The sequence below is a fragment of the Nostoc sp. PCC 7524 genome (assembly GCF_000316645.1).
GTDB lineage: Bacteria > Cyanobacteriota > Cyanobacteriia > Cyanobacteriales > Nostocaceae > Trichormus.
Genome location: NC_019684.1, coordinates 4,967,238 through 4,987,161, shown reverse-complemented (window position 1 = coordinate 4,987,161; position 19,924 = coordinate 4,967,238). Strand labels below are relative to the sequence as shown.

The following is a 19,924-nucleotide window of genomic DNA, read 5'->3' as shown; positions in this document are numbered from 1 at the left end:
AGACCAGGGTCGAAAGCCTGTTGATATATGGCTTTGTTCTTAAAATCCGTACCTCATTCACTTGCGCTTTGCTGTATATTTCCAGAGATAACAGAGGGAAATATTGTCAGAAAGACAGCTACTAACCAAACCAACGCTCATAGAATTAGAACGGCGTTGTTTTACCACCATGAAATCTGCAACTTTTTGTGATTTGATTGCAGTATAGGCAGATTTAGCTGGAATGAAAGTCATAGATGCTAAATCACGGAGATGATTTTAATTGCAACTTTGCAATTCCTTTTATTTGCTCACAACATAATATTCCATCTTATGTTGTCATTTTATTAAAATTGTATGAATTAATGTATTCTTAACTTTTTGATTTGTAACATTTAAAGACCTTATGTTAATTCAAAATATAAATCAATAGCAAAGGTCAAATTTTGCTGACATTTAGCTCAATTCAATCACAATCTGAAAAGACAACAAAAAATCATACAAATAATCTATGGACTTTGTGTTGATTTTGCATTGTGATTAAGTAGCTGTCACGAACTGCCTACATCAATACAGTCATGAAAAAGGGACTAGGGGAGTAAGCAATAAGAAACTGGATATTAAAATATTTGGTTAAAGTTTTACAGGGAAATTGTTTTTTGAGAGCAGCAAAACACTAGCAAATCAGGATATTTTTACCTTAATGAATTTCACTAGCTGCTGTAGCACATTCAACTTTCAGAATTAGATGACTGACTTTGATTTCGCATTTTGCCAAAGCTAAAAGCTGCGGCTCCAAAAGTGATGAATAATACGCCCAAAATCTGAACGATGTTTAGGGTTTCTTGGAGAATCAAACCAGCGAAAACTACGGTTAATATGGGTACACCTGCACCAATAATGGCTGAACGCGATGCACCAAGTTTGTTAACTCCTATATGATTTGATACATAACCCAAGAGAGTTAATACACCTAAAATAGCAGCACTTAAAACAATCTCTAGTACCTTAGAAGGGTCAACTGCCAAACTCCAACTGTCTGGTAAAGGTAACATCAAAAATACAAAGCTCAAAGCTAACATGGTGGAGAAGTTGATGAAAGTCAAAGATACTGGATGTACTTTGGCAGCGCATACCCTTGTTAGGAGTAAGTAGCAAGCAAAAGCGGCTCCGGCAGCAATGGCTGTGATCCCACCGAAGACACTATCACTAATTCCAGTAGTAGCAATACCAGCAAACACTAGCAATTCACCACCAAAAATTGCCCCAAGGGCGGTAGTACGAAATCCACTAGGGCGATCGCGCAGCAGAAACCAAGATAAGATGACATTAATCACCGGGTAAATGAAGAACAGAGCGATCGCTGTCCCTGTAGCCACCTGACCAATAGCCAAGTAAATTAAAACCTGAGATAAAAACAAAAAGCACCCACTGGCAATAATTAACTGCAAATCACCTTGTTTTTTCACACGGCTATTCGGGCGATTTTGCCCTAATGATTCCTTGAGGCTTTGTAAGTCTTGCCAGACTTGGGGGTGCATCATGGGAGCTAACAGCATCATTAGCGGTACAACCACCATCAACCTTAAGGTGAGAATCAACATAATATTGCCCACCGTAGGGGAGATTAAACCTTCTACCTGCAATAGTGTGGACAGTCGCGAGGTTTTATAAAACATCCCCTTAATAGCGACGTTGTACAGCGATGACATGACTGTTGAGGACACAATCAATAAAAAACCGATCTGAATTGGTGATAAACCGGATTCTCTACGGTTTTTAGATGCAGGCGGAATTGATCCCCGTCGTGATTCTGTAGCAGGTGGTGGAGATGTTTCACTAGCTGATACATTCGTGTTGAGTACAGAAATCGGTTCTTTAACTTGAGGTGTAGTTGAGGATGATTGCGTCTGGCTAGTATCTGTTTCCTGGTTAAATCCAGAAGAAACTGGCTCAATAACTTTTTCCGCCTCTAGTTCCTCAAATAGTTTATTGTTGAGTGCAGAAATCCGTTCTGCATCTATTTCTTCATCTGGGGGAATGTCAACTTCGCTTTCTGACCAAATTTTGGTATTGCTACTAATTGGTGGTGAAGGCTCGTCTTCAGGTAGTGAGATGATGATGCGCGATGGTGATCCTGGGGGAGACTGGAGTGCGGTGTTACTCTCAGGCGGCTTTTCCGTAGGCGTAGGAACTGACTGAGGTTGACTCTGACTCACTTGCTCAACAGATGCAGGTGTTTGGATAGCTGTTTGAGGGTGTAAGTCTGGAGGTTGCAACACAGTGGGTGGTGAGATGTTTACCACCGGGGTAGAACTGGGAGGGGGTAGTTCCGCAGGTTGTAATACTGTGGGGGGTGATACTTTGACTGCTAATTGAGAAGTTTCTTTAATGGTTTTTGTCAGTCCCTCACTCAGTTGATTGATAAAATCCTCTAAAATCTTTTCCCCTTGCTGCTGTTGACTGTACATCCGAGACAACTGCTGGGAAAGATTACTTTGATAGTTCTTCAATTCTTGTTGCAGGGAATTAAAGGCGATTGTCAGATCATCATCCAGAGTCCCAAGCATTTTTTCGGCTTGTTCTTGATTCTCGTTAGTAGGGTTACTGCTTCCAGCTAACTTGAGTGCGGCGATTTGTTGCTCTGTTTGGTTAGTGATTGCTGCTAGCGATGATTGCAGTTGAGAACAGATGTGTTTAGCTAGAGCTTCTGATAATTGACGGATTAACACTTGCTGCTCAGTAATTCGCCGGACTTCTTGTAAGTGTTCTTTTTCTTCGACGAGCTGGTGAATTTCATCTGTTAAACGGTCTTTTTCCGATTGCAACCGTTTAATTTCTTCCTGCAATGATCTGAGTAAATTTTGCTGGAGACTTTCTAAATCTTCCACCACAGCCCAAAGAGCTGTTTCTGCGGCCCTAGATATCTCGCCTCGGACTCGTGGGTTGTCTGGTCGCTTCTCAAATCGCCCCATTAGCTTCTAACCTCTATACACCTTGACGATAAAGCTGCTTCCTGTAAATTTGCGTGGCACTTATTCTAATTTCCTGTATTGTGTCAGATAAACTCAAAAATTTTAACAGGATTTACGGAGATTACAGTCATTTTGTTATGGCTAACCCAGTGTTGGTCAAGCATATAATTTTACTCACAGCCTACTACACTGAGTTTTCGCCACAATCACACACCTGAACACCATCCATCTGATTTGATTCTGCTGTGCCTAAGTGAGATTTTTAGCAAAAAAATCAAATATCTCACCTAATATAAATACTTATTATTTTGGTAGCAATAGTAATTAACAGGTTATGGCAATTCAGTACCTTAGTAACAAAAATTGTTGAATTTGTTATATTTACGGTAAATTTATGCAGAATGTAGCTTTGATAACAGTTTATCGTTTTGATAATGGGATGATGGCGTTCGCTGTGCTGAAATTAAAACAATCCCCTACACAACATTCTAAATAATTAACTGCCATTTTGCCAAAATACATCCTAATTGTTGTAATTTCCGTAGATACGGCAAAAGTTCCAGTAGAAAAAATAATAGTTAAACATGATACATCACAAGAATTGATATTAAAAAAAGAACATTTGAGCGATACGGAAGATAACAGCACTGAGAACTGCACTGACAGGAACAGTCACTATCCAAGCCGCCGCAATGCCCTTGAGGGTTTGGAATTTCACTGAATTGATGTCTTGCACCAGTCCAATACCCACTACACCACCAACGAGGGCGTGAGAGGTGGAAACAGGTAAACCCAGCCGGGAGGCGATGAGGATGGTAGTAGCCGTTGCCAGTTCAGCACAAAATCCACTACTGGGTTGTAAGGCAATAATATTTTCGCCAATGGTAGCAATAACTTTTTTACCCCAGACAGCTAGACCAGCAACAATACCAGCTCCCCCAATGATTAAAATCCACAAGGGAATAGTGATGTTATTTGTGGGTACTTGACCAGTGTGATTGATATACACGATCGCGGCTACAGGTGCGATCGCATTACCTACATCATTGGAACCATGTGCAAACGCGACAAAGCAAGCACTCAAAACTTGAAAGCGGGCGAAGAGGCTTTCTAGGGGATTGGGGACTGGGGATTGGGGACTGGGGATTGGGGACTGGGGACTGGGGATTGGGGATTGGGGATTGGGGATTGGGGATTGGGGATTGGGGACTGGGGATTGTGCTAGATAAATTTTAGTATTCTCCCCTGCTCCCCTGCTCCCCTGCTCCTCTGCCTCCTCTAACTGTCGCCAACTAAAAATAGTTAGGGCAACTGCGGCTACTGCACCTATTACCAAGGGGATGTCATGGGGGGGGATGTAAATACCGAATTCGGCAATTAAAAAATTGTGGATGGGTTGAGTGAAGGGAGGTATGACAATTACGCCAAATGCTCCGATGAGGACTGCACTTAACCAGGGAATCCACTCTTGTAGTTGTTGAAGTTGATGAGGTTGATCCAAAATCCAGTGCTTGATTTGACTATAGAATAAAGCGGCGATCGCTCCACTGATAACTGGTGTTAAAACCCAACCGATTGTGATTGAGCCAATGGTTGACCAATCAATTGCACCTACTCCTAAAGCTACCCAACTAAAACCTGCGATCGCACCGACGACTGCATGGGATGAGGATACAGGCAAACCCCGCGTTGTGGCAATTTGTAGCCAGACACCACAAGAAATTAAGACTGTCACCATGCCAATGACTAAAACTTGGGGTGTAGCCGCAAACAATTCCGGGTTGGCTACTTTTGTCGCTAGGGTGGCTGTTACTTGATGGCCAAATAAAACTGCACCAGTAAACTCTAATACCCCAGCAATAATTAGTGCCTGCTTCAGAGTAATAGCTTTAGAACCAACAGAAGTTCCCATTGCGTTAGCAACGTCGTTAGCTCCGAGATTCCAAGCTACATAGAAGGCTAGTAGGACAACTATAAGTAATGTAATCGGTATTTGCATATTAGGGGAGAGGGGGAAGACCCGGAGGGGAGCAGGGGAGGATGAGGGAGCAGGGGGGGATGTAGCATCAGCTTCCCGCAGGGTGGGAGTGAGGGGAGACAAGGGAGACAAGGAAGAATTTCTTCCTAATTCACCAGTCCCCAATCCCCAGTCCCCAATCCCCAATCCCCAGTCCCCAGTCCCCAACTTATGGATAAATGAGGATTTTATAAGTCTCTGGTGTAGGTGCGATCGCTTGGTCTACGGCTGCTGATAAATCTTTGAGGGGGTAGCGATCGCTGATGAGGGCTGGCACATCGATACGACGATTAAATACAATGTCAGCCGCGAGATTTTGCAGGCGATAGGAAGAACTGTAGCTACCCATTAAGTCTATTTCTCGACGGTAGAGGATATTGGGATTAATGGGAATTTCTACTTCGTCGGGAAATTCGGCGAAAAATAGGATTTTACCACCTTTACGGGTACAATCGAGAGCTTGAAAGAAGGCTTTATCACTAGGTACAGCTAATAGTGTGACATCCGCACCTAGTCCACCAGTCAAGGCATGAATTTTCGCTGCTAAATCGGGATCACGCGCATCAAAAGCGGCTTCTGCACCGACATTTATGGCTTTTTCGATTCTAGAGGGTAATAAATCAGTAGCGATCGCTTTCGCCCCGAAATATTTCACCAACATGATAAACATTAACCCAATTGGCCCCGCACCAGTTACCAAAACTGTTTGTCCAGGGGCAACTTGCGCTTTTTTAACAGCTTTTAAACAACAATTGGTAGGTTCGACAAAACTGGCCTCTTCAAAACTGATATTGTCGGGGATCGGTATTAACCCACCATTCTGCACAATATGACCAGGGACTTTCACATACTCAGCAAAGCCGCCGCCACTGGGGTTAAAACCTGCGGTGGTGGAGATGTTTTTATAGACATCGCACATTGAGAAATTATCATTCATGCAGTAGGCACATCGCATACAGGGGATGTGGTGCATGACAGCCACCCGTTGCCCTATCTGCCAACCTACTACTTGCGAACCCACTGCGGCGATCGTTCCGGCTGTTTCATGGCCAAATATGCGCGGTGGTTCATAGAGAGGATAACGAATTTTTTTAATATCTGACTGACATAAGCCAACTACTTGCACCTGCACCAACACTTCATCTGCTTCCAGAGTCGGTACGGGGATCTCTTCGTAAGAGAGTTGATTTACACCTCTAAATACCTGTGCTTTCACGTTGATTTTTCACCGTTCAACGTTACTAGATTTAACATTAGTCGTAATTCTTGAAAAGAAAGGAGTATTTAGTCTTTCTTCCCTAAACCCCTACACCTCTATTGGCAGATGTAAGAGTGGAGTTAAAATACAGACATTCTTCTGTGCGGGGGGCTATGCCCTACCGGAGGTAATCGCCTTTATGTTGGGTCAGTTACTAGACGGACGTTATAAAATCACCAAAGTCTTGGGTGCTGGTGGTTTTGGTCAAACCTACATTGCCGAAGACACTAAACTTTACAACAGTCTTTGTGTAGTCAAACAACTTAAACCGATGGCAACTGATCCCATGACATTACAGGTTGCTAGGCGGTTGTTTCAATCAGAAGCACAGTTATTACATCAGTTGGGAACTCACGACCAAATTCCCCAACTCATGGCGCACTTTGAAGAAAACGAAGAATTCTTTCTCGTGCAACAATTTATTGATGGTCATCCCCTGAGTGATGAACTCACCCCTGGAAAAAAGCTGAGTGAAGCTTATACCATTTCTCTATTGCAAAATATTTTGCAACCATTAGCCTTTGTCCATCAAAATCAAGTCATTCACCGAGATATCAAACCGCCAAACCTGATTCGCCGCAATAGCGACGGCAAAGTTGTACTAATCGACTTCGGTGCAGTGAAACAAATTAGTACACAGGTGGTAACTGGTGAAGGTGTGACTAAAATGACTGTGGGAATTGGGACGGCTGGCTATATGCCCAGTGAACAGAGTCGAGGTAGTCCCAGGTTAAGCAGCGATGTCTACGCGGTGGGGATGATTGGGATTCAAGCTTTAACAGGGTTAATGCCCCATCAATTAGAAGAAGATATCCAAACGGCGGAGATCGTTTGGCGACACTTAGCACAGGTAAGCCCAGCTCTAGCAGATCTTTTAGACAGGATGGTACGCTACGACTTTCGCCAACGCTACCAGTCGGCGGTGGAGGCTTTAGCATCTGTACAGCAGTTGGGGAATGCAGCTTATGCACCAACACAAACATCAGCCCATCCAGAATATACACCGACCCTACCTTTTGATCCCGCACAACAGCAACCAATTAATTCTGAGCCTCCCCTGTATTCACCTCCTCCCACAGTTCCAGCCCAGTACCGTCAAGAAATCCCCCAACAGTCTGCATCAGCTGCACCTGTTGTCTCTGCCGAACGTCCAAAAGTAGGGATAGGGTTTTATTTGCAATGGGTGTTAGTGAATGTTTTTGGTTTAATTGGGGGATTTATTGTAGCTGCGATCGCCTATGCTGCTTTAGAGTCCTTTGGGGCAATGATCAGTTATCAAGCTGTAGCTCTTGCAATGGGTTTAACCGTTGGTTTCATGCAATTACTGGTGCTACGAAAACACATCCCCATTTCAGAAAAGTGGTGGTTATTAGGAACTACTATAGGTACTTGTATCTCAGTAATTGTCTGCGGCCCTTACCCCGAATATTCCCTGCTGTGGGTAGGCCCCATAGTAGGGATCATCCAATGGTGGTTAATGCGGCGATTTGTGGAACAAGCAGGCTGGTGGATTTTAGTTAATTCCCTATTTGGTTGGTTTGGCGGCATTTTATCGGGAGCAGTATTAGTTTTACTCTTAAAAAACCCCAAAAATCTCTAAAACATCACCCAAAATATCACACCCACAACTCAAACAAAAACTCAGCGTACCTCTGCGCTTACCTCCGCGTGCCTCCGTGTTTAAAAACTATTATCTAGGGGATTTGAAATAATGACTCATCAAACATACACAGCCGATGTCTTAGTTGTTGGGGGTGGAACTGGAGGTACAGCTGCGGCTATCCAAGCAGCACGACGTGGTGCTAACACCATCCTCGTGAGTGAATTTCCTTGGTTGGGGGGAATGTTAACCTCCGCCGGAGTATCTGCCCCTGATGGCAATGAATTAATAGCGTTTCAGACAGGGTTATGGGGTGCATTTTTACAAGAATTACAACAACGACAGCCTGAAGGATTAGATAACAGCTGGGTGAGCTTCTTTAGTTATGATCCCCGTGTGGGGGCAGAAATTTTTGCTGATTGGGTAAAACAGTTAGCAAATCTGCATTGGATTTCTGGACAAGTCCCCCTAGAAGTGTTGCGACAAGATAGTTGTATTACTGGTGTACGATTCGCCAACTTTATCATTCAAGCCAAAGTTATTCTCGACGGTACAGAGTTAGGGGATTTATTAGCCTTAGCAGAGATACCTTACCGTTGGGGTTGGGAGTTGCAATCGGAATGGGGAGAACCCAGCGCACCTATTGAATTGAGTGCCATCACTAGCAAATATCCGGTACAAGCCCCCACTTGGGTAGTATTAATGCAAGATTTTGGTGCAGATATCGCCCCAGAAATTCCCCCAGCCCCTAATTATGATCCGGCGCTGTTTGTTGGTGCTTGGGAAAACTATGGTGCAGAGAAATTCTTGAATTATGGACGCTTGCCAGGAAATCTGTTTATGATTAACTGGCCTATCTGTGGGAACGATTACGCTGAAGGAGTAAGACGTTTAATAGAGTCAGAAGCATCAAAGAAAGCATTTTTGCAAGAATGTCGCTGGCATAGCCAAAATTTTGCTCATTTTATCCAGAATCGGCTGGGTAGGCGCTATGGTGTAGCAGATCAAGTTTTTCCTCATGATCATCCAGGTTATGCACTACATCCCTATTACAGAGAAAGTCGGCGTTTGGTGGGACTGACCACAATCAGAGAACAGGATATCTTGCCAGTTCCAGAGGGTAGGGTAGCAGCTCTATTTCCAGATGCTATTGCTATTGGTAATTACGCCAATGACCATCATTATCCCGGCTTCGACTTGCAATTACAACCTAAATCCATCCGTTGGGGGGGACGGTGGACTGGAACACCTTTTACCATTCCCTACGGTTCTCTAGTTCCTGCAACAACAGATGGGCTATTGGTCTGTGAAAAAAATATTTCTGTCTCTCATATTGCCAATGGCGCGACTAGATTGCAACCTGTAGTTTTGGGTATCGGTCAAGCGGCTGGGATGGCTGCGGCTATGTGTATAGAGTTAAACTGTCAGCCGCGAGATTTACCTGTAGATGCTTTGCAGACAGCTCTATTGCAAGACCAACAAGCTCCTGCGGCTATCATACCTTTATTTAATTTATCTCCCCATCATCCAGAATGGTTGCAATGGCAACTGTATTATTTACAGGAACCCCAAGTCTATCCACAAAGTGGCAATTGCCTCGCTTCATCTGTGGATAAGTATGACTACTCAGATTCCTACCAAGCATTAACACGGGAAACAGATTGCTTTACAGGCATTCTTGATATTGCAAATCCGCAAGAATACAGATTCACCGTCACTGCTCCATCTGCTAATCTAGGGCAGACTTGGCAGCTTGTAACCTTGCGATCGCATATAGACGCGCAGCTACAAGCCTTGCCCCATAAGCAAAAGCTAACTGTTTGGGGTCGCCTAAATCATTCTGGTCATTGGTTATTAGTCGAAAACTTGTCTTTATAGGCAACTGGATTTTTTTTCAGTAAAACACACTACTTTTTTTATAATTTTCCGGACTCAGCCCATAAGAATCAGTAGCAATAGATAAGAGAGTTCACAAAGAGATTCCTATGATGCGTGCTGCTGTTCCTTTTTTACTTTCCAGTCTGGTATTTGGTTCTCTAGCTGTTGATTATCAACAAATAGTTAATCAAAATTCCATCTTTCCCTCGACTACTTCGCAAGATATGGTTTCACTCAGACCTAAGCCTAAGCGTAATGAGCCAGAAGGTGCTACACCTGTGCGTGGTAGTGGACGGAGAAGTTTAATTGAATCCCAAGCTAATACCCTTCCTAATGTTTAGTGAGTAGCTAGGAATTCTACCTGTTGTGACATCAGCATTTGTCCCATAACAAACAAATTCAACACTGTTGAACTTTTTTTAATAGACTCTTTAACAGCAATATACTTTTTAATCCGGACATTACAAATATCAAGTAAATCACTACCTGAATAGATAGTATCTCTACTATTTATCCAATAGATATATCCGCAAATTAGAATCAACGCCTCATACATTCAGGGTTACAACCTAATTTTTGGATAAGTCTGATTTATAACGTTTGATTACCAGAATCTCATTCAGGTTGATAATTTATAACCAGGACATCTATCTAAATTTGGCGTTGCATAAATGCGGGATGAATTAAGCTTCTTGAGCAAAGTAAACTACCAATTTTTTGCGGCTTTGCGCCTTTGCGCGAAACATAAATCATCCCATTAATCAGCAACGCCCTAAATTTAAATACTTTTATCTATAGGCATTGTATATCTGCGGGCTAAATGAGATGTGACTTTGCTTTTTTAAATTGCAAACATCGCCATCTCATAATACTACAATGCCTGAAAGTTGGAAATTTCTTTAATGGGAAATGCCTGAACTGGGTTTGTAAGCAATAAAATACTTACTCATAAAATGGATTTGGATCTCGATATTCTCAAAACCTGCTTTTTCTAAGCGTTCTACTAAGTTATCAGTAGTGTAATGCTTATAGTATGGTTCATGAAAAGTTTCTGGGAAATTATCCATTAACTCAGCCATATCAGGTGAATCACTCAACTGAATTGAGTCACAAATAATAAAAACTCCTCCTGGTTTTGTCACCCGGAAACATTCTTCAATGACAGTTTGACGCACTGATGCTGGTAACTCATGGAAAAGGAACACAGAAGTTACAGCATGAAAATAATTATCTAAATAAGGTAACTCTTCAGCATTGGCTTGTACAAGTTGCGGCAATTCTCCAGGAATTTGCGATAGTAACTGATTTGCTTTCCGCAGATAAGCTGGTGATAAGTCTGTACCAAATAATGATGCTTGAGGCAAAGTTGAGCGAATAGACCTGATAGTCCGTCCAGTTCCACAAGCTACATCTAAAATCCGAATTTCTCTTGCTGTCAAACTATCAAAAGCTTTTAACCCTTGTTTAAGCGGAGCTAAAATTCGTCTTCGCATGGGGTCGGCCGTTCCTCCAAACAGCAGCTCTACCTGTAAGTCATATAAATTAGCTGACAAGTCGCTCAGGTAGCCATTGCTTTGGTGATGAAAATTCTGGACATAATAGCTCGGATAACCTTCTGTCTCTATTTCCGGCGCAAAATCTTGATATTTTTGTTGCTTAATCCGCTCCCAAATTTGAGGTAAGTCTAGCCATACAAGTGGATAGTAAAGGAAAAAGTCTTCCCAAGGATTGTCAAACAGCAGACTTTCAGGATAGACTCCTTTTTCTGCATCCTGCCAATCTATTTCCAACAGTTGACTCATTTTTTCTCGCAGTCTGAGTAAAACCTCATTGGGAATGGGTTTAATCTGTTGCTGGAGTTTAGGATACACTAAGTCTCTTAACTGTGTACCTAATGTTTTGTGAGCCAAGCTAAAGGTATTTTTACCCTGTTGAAACGTTTGATAGGTGAGCTTAGTCAAAGTGTCAGACATGGCAATGACTTAAGTATTTATTACATTTAGAGATCATATGTAAACAATCGTAACAAATAGTTCATCAAAATTTGATGGGCAACTCAGTTCAGAGAAGGCTGTTTTCTGTCCCCTGCTGGCCTGTCTACACAGAGGAATGGTCTGAGTTACAGGCAATTCCTAATCCCCCATATTCACCGCAAAATATTAATTTTTATGACAAAAGTCCAATTTAGTAGTGTATGTTACAGAATTTTTGGTAAATTGATTAATAGAGAGCTAAAAATAAATCTAATATTTCTAAAGCAATAGGGAGGACTGGTTATGTCTATTCAAGAAAAATCTCGTGCGATTATGATGCGCCAATATCAGCAAATCAAGAATCGTCAACAATCGATGCTGATGCGTGCTGCACAAGAAATCGGTCTTCCTGCTGAAGAAGCATCCCATTACTGGAACCCAATTCAAGGGAAGATTGATCCTACTACAAGAATGATTTACGGTCGCAGTAATGCGGCTATGAGCTAGGACAAAATAACGAAGTTCAAAAATATCGTGACCACTTCAAGAAAAAGCCACCCCCAAGGGTGGCCAATTCTATCTCTGGAATATAAGTTGTCAACAGATGTTAATTAAACGTCGTAATAGAGATAAAACTCATAGGGATGAGGACGTAACTGTAACTGTTTGACTTCATTAGCTAGCTTGTAATCAATCCAGTTTTGGATAAAGTCTTCAGTGAATACACCTGATTCTGTCAAGAAAGCGTGATCATTTTCCAGTGCTTCCAATGCTAGTTCCAAAGAACCGGGGGTGGAAGGAACTTTCGCCAGTTCTTCTGGAGAGAGTTCATAGATATTTTTATCTAAAGGTTCACCGGGATGGATTTTGTTCTTGATGCCATCAATACCAGCACACAGCATGGCTGCAAATGCCAAGTAGGGGTTAGAGGTAGCGTCTGGACAACGGAACTCTAAACGCTTGGCTTTGGGGTTAGTGCCAGAGAGAGGAATACGGACAGAAGCAGAGCGGTTTCCTTGGGAGTAAGCCAAGTTTACAGGGGCTTCATAACCAGGTACTAGACGCTTGTAGGAGTTGGTGGAGGGGTTGGTGATGGCCAACAATGCTGGTGCGTGTTTGAGAATACCACCAATGTAGTACAGTGCCATGTCACTCAAACCAGCATACTTGTCACCGGCAAACAGAGGTTTACCATCTTTCCAAATAGACTGGTGGGTGTGCATCCCAGAACCGTTATCACCAAACAGAGGTTTGGGCATGAAGGTGACGGTTCTACCATATTTCTTAGCTACGTTTTTGATGACGTATTTGTAGATCATCAACCAGTCAGCAGCTTCGATTAATTTACCAAAGCGGAAACCTAATTCGCATTGACCACCTGTGGCTACTTCGTGGTGATGCTTTTCAATAGGCACACCTAGTTTTGCCATCGTCAACAGCATTTCTGTCCGCATATCTTGGAAAGTGTCTGTTGGCGAAACTGGGAAGTAACCTTCTTTGAAGCGGGGTTTGTAACCAAGGTTGGGGCCTTCTTGTCTACCGGAATTCCAACGGCCTTCTATTGAATCTACGTGGTAGTATCCCTCGTTGGCAGTTTGGTCATAGCGGACATCATCAAAGATGAAGAATTCAGCTTCAGGGCCAAAGAAAGCAGTGTCACCCAGACCACTAGACACTAAGTAGTCTATGGCTTTTTGGGCGATAACCCGTGGGCAACGGTTGTACCATTCGCCAGTACGAGGTTCTTTGATGCTACAAATAATACTTAATGTTGGCTCTTCCATGAATGGGTCGATCCAAGCGGTGTTAGGATCTAGCACCATTGTCATGTCTGATTCTTCGATGCCTTTCCAACCCCGGATGCTGGAACCGTCGAAGGGTACACCATCAGAGAATGAACTTTCGTCAATCTGGTCTTGGAACACGGTGAGGTGTTGCCAAGTGCCGAGTGTATCGACGAATTTCAGATCAATCATCTGGATGTTTTGGTCTTGAATCAGTTTCAAGACTTCTTGTGGGGTTGTCATTTTTACTCCTTCTCTGCCAATTTCTTAACGTCAAACCAGAATCTGCCAAAGCATCCTAACCCTACTGAGCGGAACAAAGTTGTGACACACCTGAAATATCGTAGATTCTCAACATTAGAGAGTTTTGTAGTGTTTGTTACAGATCATCTGGATTACAGGTAATATTAACCTTTCTTTCGACATCTGCACAAAAGGGGGAAAGTTAATCTCAGAGGGGTCAACTTTGGCATAGAATCCTTAAATAATGGATAAATGGTTTTTGTGCCAAATCTATATTTAAATAGCACAAAAATTTACTGGTGCGTAAGTGCAGCCAAATAAATATCAAACCACGATAGCAACGATTGGGAGAAGAAGGAATGCGTGACGCAGTAACAACCTTAATTAAGAATTATGACGTGACTGGTCGTTATTTTGACCGGAGTGCGATCGATAGCTTGAAATCTTATTTTGAGAGTGGCACAGCTCGCGTGCAAGCTGCGGCTGCAATTAACTCGAATGCGGCTGCACTGGTTAAGCAAGCTGGTGCTAAGTTGTTTGAAGAACTGCCAGAATTGATTCGTCCTGGTGGTAACGCTTATACAACTCGTCGTTACGCAGCTTGTTTGCGAGATATGGACTACTACCTGCGCTACGCTACATACGCGCTGGTTGCTGGTAATACTAACGTTTTAGATGAGCGTGTGCTGCAAGGATTACGGGAAACTTACAATTCTCTGAGTGTACCTATTGCGCCTACAGTTCGCGGTGTGCAAATTCTCAAGGATTTGGTGAAAGAACAAGTAGCAAATGCGGGTGTCGCCGATACTGCTTTTGTAGATGAGCCATTTGACCACATTACTCGTGAGTTAAGCGAACAGGATGTCTAAGCAGAGGGACTGGGTAGTGGGGACTGGGGACTGGGGACTAGGATTGTTACTCAGGACTCAGGACTCAGGACTTTCTATGTCCGTTATTTAAATTTTTGTGAAGCGATCGCCTTTTGGCTATGTTGAAGCGATCGCTTTTTTGTTACATAAATTTACTGTGATGGCTATGGAGGCGATATTGTTTTGGGTTTCCATCCAGCCGAACCGCGAAAATACACAGACTTCGCTGTGTCTTAATTAGCTTTATTTTGTGTCAATACAATCATAATTCCGTGCTTTAGCACAGACGCTAATTCAGGCGGGGGAAGTGATGGTGAATGAACAGGTAATTGATAAACCTGGGACAGAGGTTGATGTTGCTGCTCAAATTAAGATTAAGGAGCGATCACTATACAAAAATTTCAAAAAATTTATTTTTCAACAACAGGAGAATCAAGTTAATTGGTTAAGCAGCGACTCGATACTTTATTAGTAGAGTTAAATTTATGTAATTCCCGTGCTTTAGCACAGAGGCTAATTCAGGCGGGGGAAGTGATGGTGAATGAACAGGTAATTGATAAGCCTGGGACAGAGGTTGATGTTGCTGCTCAAATTAAAGTTAAAGAGCGATCGCGCTTTGTTTCCCGTGGTGGTGATAAACTCGCTAAGGCATTAGAACTATTCGCTATTCCCGTAGCTGGTCGGGTTTGCTTGGATGGGGGGATTTCTACAGGCGGCTTTACTGACTGTTTACTCCAAGCTGGGGCAAAATTAGTTTACGGAATTGATGTTGGTTACGGACAAACTGATTGGGGTTTACGCAATAATCCCCAGGTGGTGTTGCGGGAACGTACCAATTTACGACAACTACAACCTGGGGATTTATATGGTGAAGATGACCTGATTCCTGATTTGGCGGTGGTGGATGTTTCGTTTATTTCCTTAACCAAGATTTTGCCTGCTGTGTGGCGATTGACTCAACCGCCGCGTGAAGCTGTTTTGCTGGTGAAGCCTCAGTTTGAAGTCGGGAAATCTCGTGTGGGTAAAAAAGGCGTGGTGCGCGATCCCCATGATCAAGCTGATGCGATTTTCCAGGTGTTGCGAGTCGCTAATGAACTAGGTTGGCAATACAAAGGCTTAACTTGGTCGCCGATTACTGGCCCGGCGGGAAATATTGAATACCTGTTGTGGTTGGGAACAGAAGGTGAGGAAACACCACCGCCGGATTTAAGTGCGATTCTACAAATGACGCAATCTGCTGGTGTTGATTTGCAGTGAACGGGGACTGGGGACTGGGAAGCAGAGGAAGTAGGGGAGAAAAACTAATCACTCCTACTCAAATACCGGCTAACAGCCGCGCTACCACTAACAGCACTCTACACATCATAAATTAGACACTCTAATGCTTCTGGGTGTAATTCGCAGTATTCCTCTAGAGAGGTTCTGTATTTGAGGGCTTGTTGTTGATGGGATTTTTCGGCTTGTAATTCTTCCACAATATCCCAGGCTACAGCGCAATTAGGGGAGTTTTCGCCGGTTTGCTCACAGGTGAGACGGGCTTCGGCGATCGCTGCTAAAATTGCTTTTTCTAAGGTTGTAGTTTCATTGTGGTTGGAGTTAGCAGAATTTGAGCCTACGTTAAAAGTTGCTGTCATGATCTTTATCGCCTTTGTTTACTGAGATCAAGATGTGATTAGGAAGTTATACTCCTAGTTTAGATAGGCTTCCCAATTGATGTAGTAGTGAATACCGTTCGAGTTTTCAGCACCTCATGATGGGAAATTCCTGTCTTTTCATTAGCTAAATAATTGCCATTTCTTTTATGTTGCACTGAAAATCAGATTTGGGCGCGATTATCAGAGGAATTTGATAGAAATTGACAAGTTATCAACAATAGCAACACTTCAGCAAAGATTTTTTATTTAATTTCCAGATTTCATGGTTAATTCTTGTTGTAGGCGATACAGAATTGTATTTTTGTCAACTTGAGAGAGAATTTCTTGAATGACAGTATCAGCACCCAATTGTCCCCAAGTGCAGCCTTTTTCTAGATAGACTTGGGCGGCTTTGCCTACAGAATATGCACCATAACCAGCGATTCCGGCTTGAGCGATCGCACTACCAGTAAAAGCAGTAATGTTGATGGGGTTATCACCACTGTTTAAGGCAGCTGTACTTTTACCTAATCCTAATAGGAAACTACTCCCTAATTCTCCTAATAATAAACCGCCGGAACTTAATAAAATTGTTTTTAAAATTTTCCCAGCTTCATAGCTTGTCATGGGTAAACCATACAATCTAGCTAAAGCCCGAATTAAAGCTAAATCAGCCACCGTTCCGCCGAGAATATCTAACACAGCCACAGGATTTAACCCGACGGCTAGGGCTTTATATTTAGTAAATTGCCAGATGATATCTTCTGCTTCTTGTTCGCGGATGTCGATAGTTTTTTGGGCGATCGCGGCTTCGGCATCTCGTGCTTGAATTAGTGCATTTAAAGCTAGGAGCGATCGGCCTTCCCGATTCAGAATATTTAAAATAGTTTGCTTCAGTTCGTCTACCTGGGGCAGGGGCGTTTCCCATTCATAACTTACACTACCATCAGGCCACTCAACCCGGACTTCCATTGGTGCTGGTTCTGCTGCCACCATCACAATTTCATCAGGTAACAAAGGCTTGGCTTGGGGATTAGCTGCACCTAATTGTTGTAAATTTTGATAAATAGTTGCCCTGTCTGTATCTGGGTACAAGTCAATTTTGTTAAACACCAAAATCAAGGGTTTTTGTGATTGCCGTAATTCTAAAAGCGCCTGATACTCAGTGCGGGTAATATCTCCGGATACCACAAACAAAATTAAATCAGCTTGACGCGCTACATCTTTGGCCATTTGTGCGCGTGACTCCCCTTGAATTTCATCGAGTCCGGGGGTATCAATTAACTCTACTATGACTTTGCCCCCTGCTTGCCAGCGCACCGAACGCGGCCATTGAGTGACACCGTTGAGGGGGCCAGTTTGTAAGATCTTGTTGCCTAACAAAGCATTTAATACCGCCGATTTACCACGACTCACTAAACCGAAGGCAGCAATTCTAATCACGTTCGAGTCGAGTTTGCTGAGGGTAGAGGTTAAAGCTTCTAATTCTGGTTTGACTAAAGCTGCTAATTCTGGGTTGGATGATAGCTGTCCTGATTTACGAAGATATCCATACCAAGACAGTGCTTGTCTGAGACTAGCACGGGCGCGGTTGAGGTGAGTTTCTTGCAAATTACGCACGGAGTTGGGTTGATTTAAGTTGGACAAACAACAAGCTATATTTCTATTTTGATCTAAATCAGAGACTGTCTTGGTGATTTGTCAACTTACGGTAGAGTTAGAGTTGATTTAGGAGTATAAACGGCTTCTGGGTAAACGGTAAATCTGACGTTTCCACCACAGGCTTTGAGGGCGGCAACCATTTTCTCAGAGGCACTTAAAGGCACAACATGATCTCGCGCACGGTGAAATGCCCATACAGCAAGGGTTTTCAAGTTTTCAGATTGAAGGGGATTACCGCCACCACAAACCGGTGCGATCGCTGCAAAGCGTTGGGGTGCTGCTGCTAAATGCCATGTGCCGTAACCACCCATGCTTAAACCAGTTAGGTAAATACGATTTGGATCAATAGGATATTGAGTAATTGCCTCATCTAAACGATTACTTAAAATTTGTACTGACCAAGATTCACCCGGTGGACATTGTGGTGAGATAACAATAAACTCACATCTCAAATGAATTCAGGCTATGAAAGATTACCACCAAATCCGATTGCCTTCTTCGTCAACTCTGGCTTGGCGAATAACATCAGAAATTTCTTCAGCATCTTTGACGTGATGGAGTGCTTTCTTTTCACCATTGGGATATTCGACAACAAAATAAGTCGGAACTTTAATGTGATCGCCTGTGATATCTGGTACATCTACGGCAACCTGCTGGGCTTTCTCTTCAATAGATTGGGGCTGTTCGGAAATCCTATCTCCTGGGTTTGCTGTTAAGTTTCTTTCTTTAACGTTTGGTTCTTCATGGGAATGCCAATCTTGACTTACTGGTTGCCTAATTTCTTCTGATTGATTATTTTGATTGTTTAATGCTTTAGTCATGGTGATTTCAAAAATTAAAGTTTTGCTATTTACTTATATAATTTAAAAAATAAAATAGTTAATTGTGTCTTTCTCTAGAAAGAGTTGACTATTAAAAATAAAATTACATATCTGAGGTTATATCTTATAGATATAACCTCTAACTATATATTTACTTCTTGGGTTGAAAAGGGATATATTTACCACCCAATGCCTCTACAATAGTGCGGGTATTTGACTCCATCATTTTGATGTAGGAATCACCATCACTGTCTTTCGCGCCAATTGAATCAGAATAAAGTTCATTGGATGCCAATTGTACACCTGCTTCTTGAGCAACGGTTTTAATTAAAGCTGGGTTAATAGTAGTTTCGGCAAAAATTGCAGGGACACCGATTTTTTTAATTGACTCTACTAATCGCTGTACTGTTTGGGCGCTTGGTTGTTCTTCGGTGCTAATTCCAATTAGTGTGCCGGCGATCGCTAGCCCGTAAGTTTGTCCATAATATTGAAAAGCGTCGTGAGTTGTCACCAGTTGGCGCTTCTGGGGGGGAATCGTTTGGATTTGTTGGTTAATCCAAGTATGCAACTGCTGTAACTCTTGTGTCAGTTGGGCTGCATTTTGGGTAAACGTTGCTTTATCTGACGGCGATAACTCAATTAACGCATCCCGAATGGCGTTTACCATTGCGATCGCATTTTCTGCACTACCCCAAACGTGCGGATCTGGGACAACCTCACCTTTTCCTTCATCCAACTGTAAGGGTTTGACAATTTCCCCCACAGCCAACTTCCGCGCCTTCCCGCCAGCCGCATTCATTAACTTAATCAGTCCTGGTTCTAAGTTGTAGCCGTTATACAAAATCAAGTCTGCTTCTTCCATCAACCTGCTATCTGCTGGAACTGGTTCATATACATGAGGATCAGCACCAGGTTCGAGAATCCCAGTTAGTTGAATTTCCTCACCCCCAACTTCATCAGCTAAATCAGCAATGATGGTGTTGGTTGCTACGACTTGCGGCTTACCATCTGCAACAGAGTTAGTACGGCTAGAGTTGGCTTGAGTACATCCATATATCGAAAGTCCTAACAGTACCCCTAATAAGGCTTTACCGAAATATCTGGCTTTTGAGTGAGTGATTGCTGCCATAAACTTGTTATCTTTATTCTCATATTTTTCTCATTTTTTAAGGTACAGTATTTTCATAATCTTTTCATTTTTTCTTCTACGTCTCGGAAATGACATCATGAA

General features: G+C 42.7%; 18 protein-coding genes and 1 pseudogene. 8 read left to right on the top strand and 11 right to left on the bottom strand.

Features of this window, described 5'->3' with window-relative positions:
- Window positions 1-57: 57 nt before the first annotated feature.
- The 4 genes from NOS7524_RS30220 to NOS7524_RS20135 form a co-directional block, all read right to left on the bottom strand.
- Window positions 58-234 (bottom strand): hypothetical protein, encoded by a 177-nt coding sequence (locus NOS7524_RS30220; protein ID WP_015140332.1) that lies wholly within the window; start codon window positions 232-234, stop codon window positions 58-60.
- 476 nt (window positions 235-710) lie between these two features.
- The gene (locus tag NOS7524_RS20145) at window positions 711-2,954 is read right to left on the bottom strand and encodes an EamA family transporter (protein ID WP_015140331.1); all 2,244 of its coding nucleotides are present in this window, start codon (window positions 2,952-2,954) and stop codon (window positions 711-713) included.
- A 607-nt stretch (window positions 2,955-3,561) separates the two neighbouring features.
- Window positions 3,562-4,953, bottom strand: coding sequence for an inorganic phosphate transporter (locus NOS7524_RS20140; RefSeq protein ID WP_051039237.1), 1,392 nt, complete (start codon window positions 4,951-4,953; stop codon window positions 3,562-3,564).
- Between the two features lie 187 nt (window positions 4,954-5,140).
- Window positions 5,141-6,187 (bottom strand): zinc-dependent dehydrogenase, encoded by a 1,047-nt coding sequence (locus NOS7524_RS20135; RefSeq protein WP_015140329.1) that lies wholly within the window; start codon window positions 6,185-6,187, stop codon window positions 5,141-5,143.
- 181 nt (window positions 6,188-6,368) lie between these two features.
- Here NOS7524_RS20135 and NOS7524_RS20130 point away from each other — a divergent pair, with 181 nt between their 5' ends.
- The 3 genes from NOS7524_RS20130 (at window position 6,369) to patX (ending at window position 10,048) form a co-directional block, all read left to right on the top strand.
- Window positions 6,369-7,829 carry a protein kinase domain-containing protein gene (locus tag NOS7524_RS20130; protein WP_015140328.1) on the top strand — a complete coding sequence of 487 codons (1,461 nt, stop codon included), beginning with the start codon at window positions 6,369-6,371 and terminating at the stop codon, window positions 7,827-7,829.
- Between the two features lie 111 nt (window positions 7,830-7,940).
- Entirely contained in the window at window positions 7,941-9,707 is a 1,767-nt protein-coding gene (locus NOS7524_RS20125) for an FAD-dependent oxidoreductase (protein WP_015140327.1), read from the top strand.
- A gap of 107 nt (window positions 9,708-9,814) precedes the next feature.
- Window positions 9,815-10,048: a heterocyst-inhibiting protein PatX gene (gene patX, locus NOS7524_RS20120; protein WP_015140326.1), complete on the top strand. Its 234-nt coding sequence runs from the start codon at window positions 9,815-9,817 to the stop codon at window positions 10,046-10,048.
- A 558-nt stretch (window positions 10,049-10,606) separates the two neighbouring features.
- Here the strand turns inward: patX and NOS7524_RS20110 are convergent.
- On the bottom strand, window positions 10,607-11,680 hold the full coding sequence (locus tag NOS7524_RS20110) for a class I SAM-dependent methyltransferase (RefSeq protein WP_015140324.1): 1,074 nt from the start codon (window positions 11,678-11,680) through the stop codon (window positions 10,607-10,609).
- A gap of 303 nt (window positions 11,681-11,983) precedes the next feature.
- On the opposite strand from NOS7524_RS20110, the gene NOS7524_RS20105 reads away from it, so the two are divergent.
- Complete coding sequence (locus tag NOS7524_RS20105) at window positions 11,984-12,187, top strand: hypothetical protein (protein ID WP_015140323.1); 204 nt, start codon at window positions 11,984-11,986, stop codon at window positions 12,185-12,187.
- Between the two features lie 104 nt (window positions 12,188-12,291).
- Here NOS7524_RS20105 and glnA read toward each other — a convergent pair whose 3' ends face one another.
- Window positions 12,292-13,707, bottom strand: coding sequence for a type I glutamate--ammonia ligase (gene glnA / locus NOS7524_RS20100; RefSeq protein ID WP_015140322.1), 1,416 nt, complete (start codon window positions 13,705-13,707; stop codon window positions 12,292-12,294).
- Window positions 13,708-14,066: 359 nt separating this feature from the next.
- Between glnA and apcB the strand changes: the two genes are divergently transcribed.
- From apcB to NOS7524_RS20090, 4 genes and pseudogenes are all read left to right on the top strand, one after another.
- Window positions 14,067-14,576 carry an allophycocyanin subunit beta gene (gene apcB, locus NOS7524_RS20095; RefSeq protein WP_015140321.1) on the top strand — a complete coding sequence of 170 codons (510 nt, stop codon included), beginning with the start codon at window positions 14,067-14,069 and terminating at the stop codon, window positions 14,574-14,576.
- 97 nt (window positions 14,577-14,673) lie between these two features.
- Window positions 14,674-14,817 carry a hypothetical protein gene (locus tag NOS7524_RS30215; RefSeq protein ID WP_171815388.1) on the top strand — a complete coding sequence of 48 codons (144 nt, stop codon included), beginning with the start codon at window positions 14,674-14,676 and terminating at the stop codon, window positions 14,815-14,817.
- Window positions 14,818-14,859: 42 nt separating this feature from the next.
- Window positions 14,860-15,048, top strand: a pseudogene (locus NOS7524_RS31220) (S4 domain-containing protein); the annotation flags it as partial.
- The gene (locus NOS7524_RS20090; RefSeq protein WP_015140320.1) at window positions 15,018-15,833 is read left to right on the top strand and encodes a TlyA family RNA methyltransferase; all 816 of its coding nucleotides are present in this window, start codon (window positions 15,018-15,020) and stop codon (window positions 15,831-15,833) included. The pseudogene NOS7524_RS31220 and the gene NOS7524_RS20090, both read left to right, overlap by 31 nt.
- Window positions 15,834-15,931: 98 nt before the next feature.
- Here NOS7524_RS20090 and NOS7524_RS20085 read toward each other — a convergent pair whose 3' ends face one another.
- The 5 genes from NOS7524_RS20085 to NOS7524_RS20065 form a co-directional block, all read right to left on the bottom strand.
- Window positions 15,932-16,210, bottom strand: coding sequence for a Calvin cycle protein CP12 (locus tag NOS7524_RS20085; protein WP_015140319.1), 279 nt, complete (start codon window positions 16,208-16,210; stop codon window positions 15,932-15,934).
- Between the two features lie 267 nt (window positions 16,211-16,477).
- Window positions 16,478-17,830, bottom strand: a complete 1,353-nt coding sequence (locus NOS7524_RS20080; protein ID WP_015140318.1) for a GTP-binding protein — start codon at window positions 17,828-17,830, stop codon at window positions 16,478-16,480.
- Window positions 17,831-17,916: 86 nt separating this feature from the next.
- On the bottom strand, window positions 17,917-18,324 hold the full coding sequence (locus NOS7524_RS20075; RefSeq protein ID WP_015140317.1) for a prolyl oligopeptidase family serine peptidase: 408 nt from the start codon (window positions 18,322-18,324) through the stop codon (window positions 17,917-17,919).
- Window positions 18,325-18,345: 21 nt separating this feature from the next.
- The gene (locus tag NOS7524_RS20070) at window positions 18,346-18,693 is read right to left on the bottom strand and encodes a hypothetical protein (protein ID WP_015140316.1); all 348 of its coding nucleotides are present in this window, start codon (window positions 18,691-18,693) and stop codon (window positions 18,346-18,348) included.
- A gap of 151 nt (window positions 18,694-18,844) precedes the next feature.
- Window positions 18,845-19,822 (bottom strand): metal ABC transporter substrate-binding protein, encoded by a 978-nt coding sequence (locus NOS7524_RS20065; protein ID WP_015140315.1) that lies wholly within the window; start codon window positions 19,820-19,822, stop codon window positions 18,845-18,847.
- Between the last annotated feature and the right edge of the window lie 102 nt (window positions 19,823-19,924).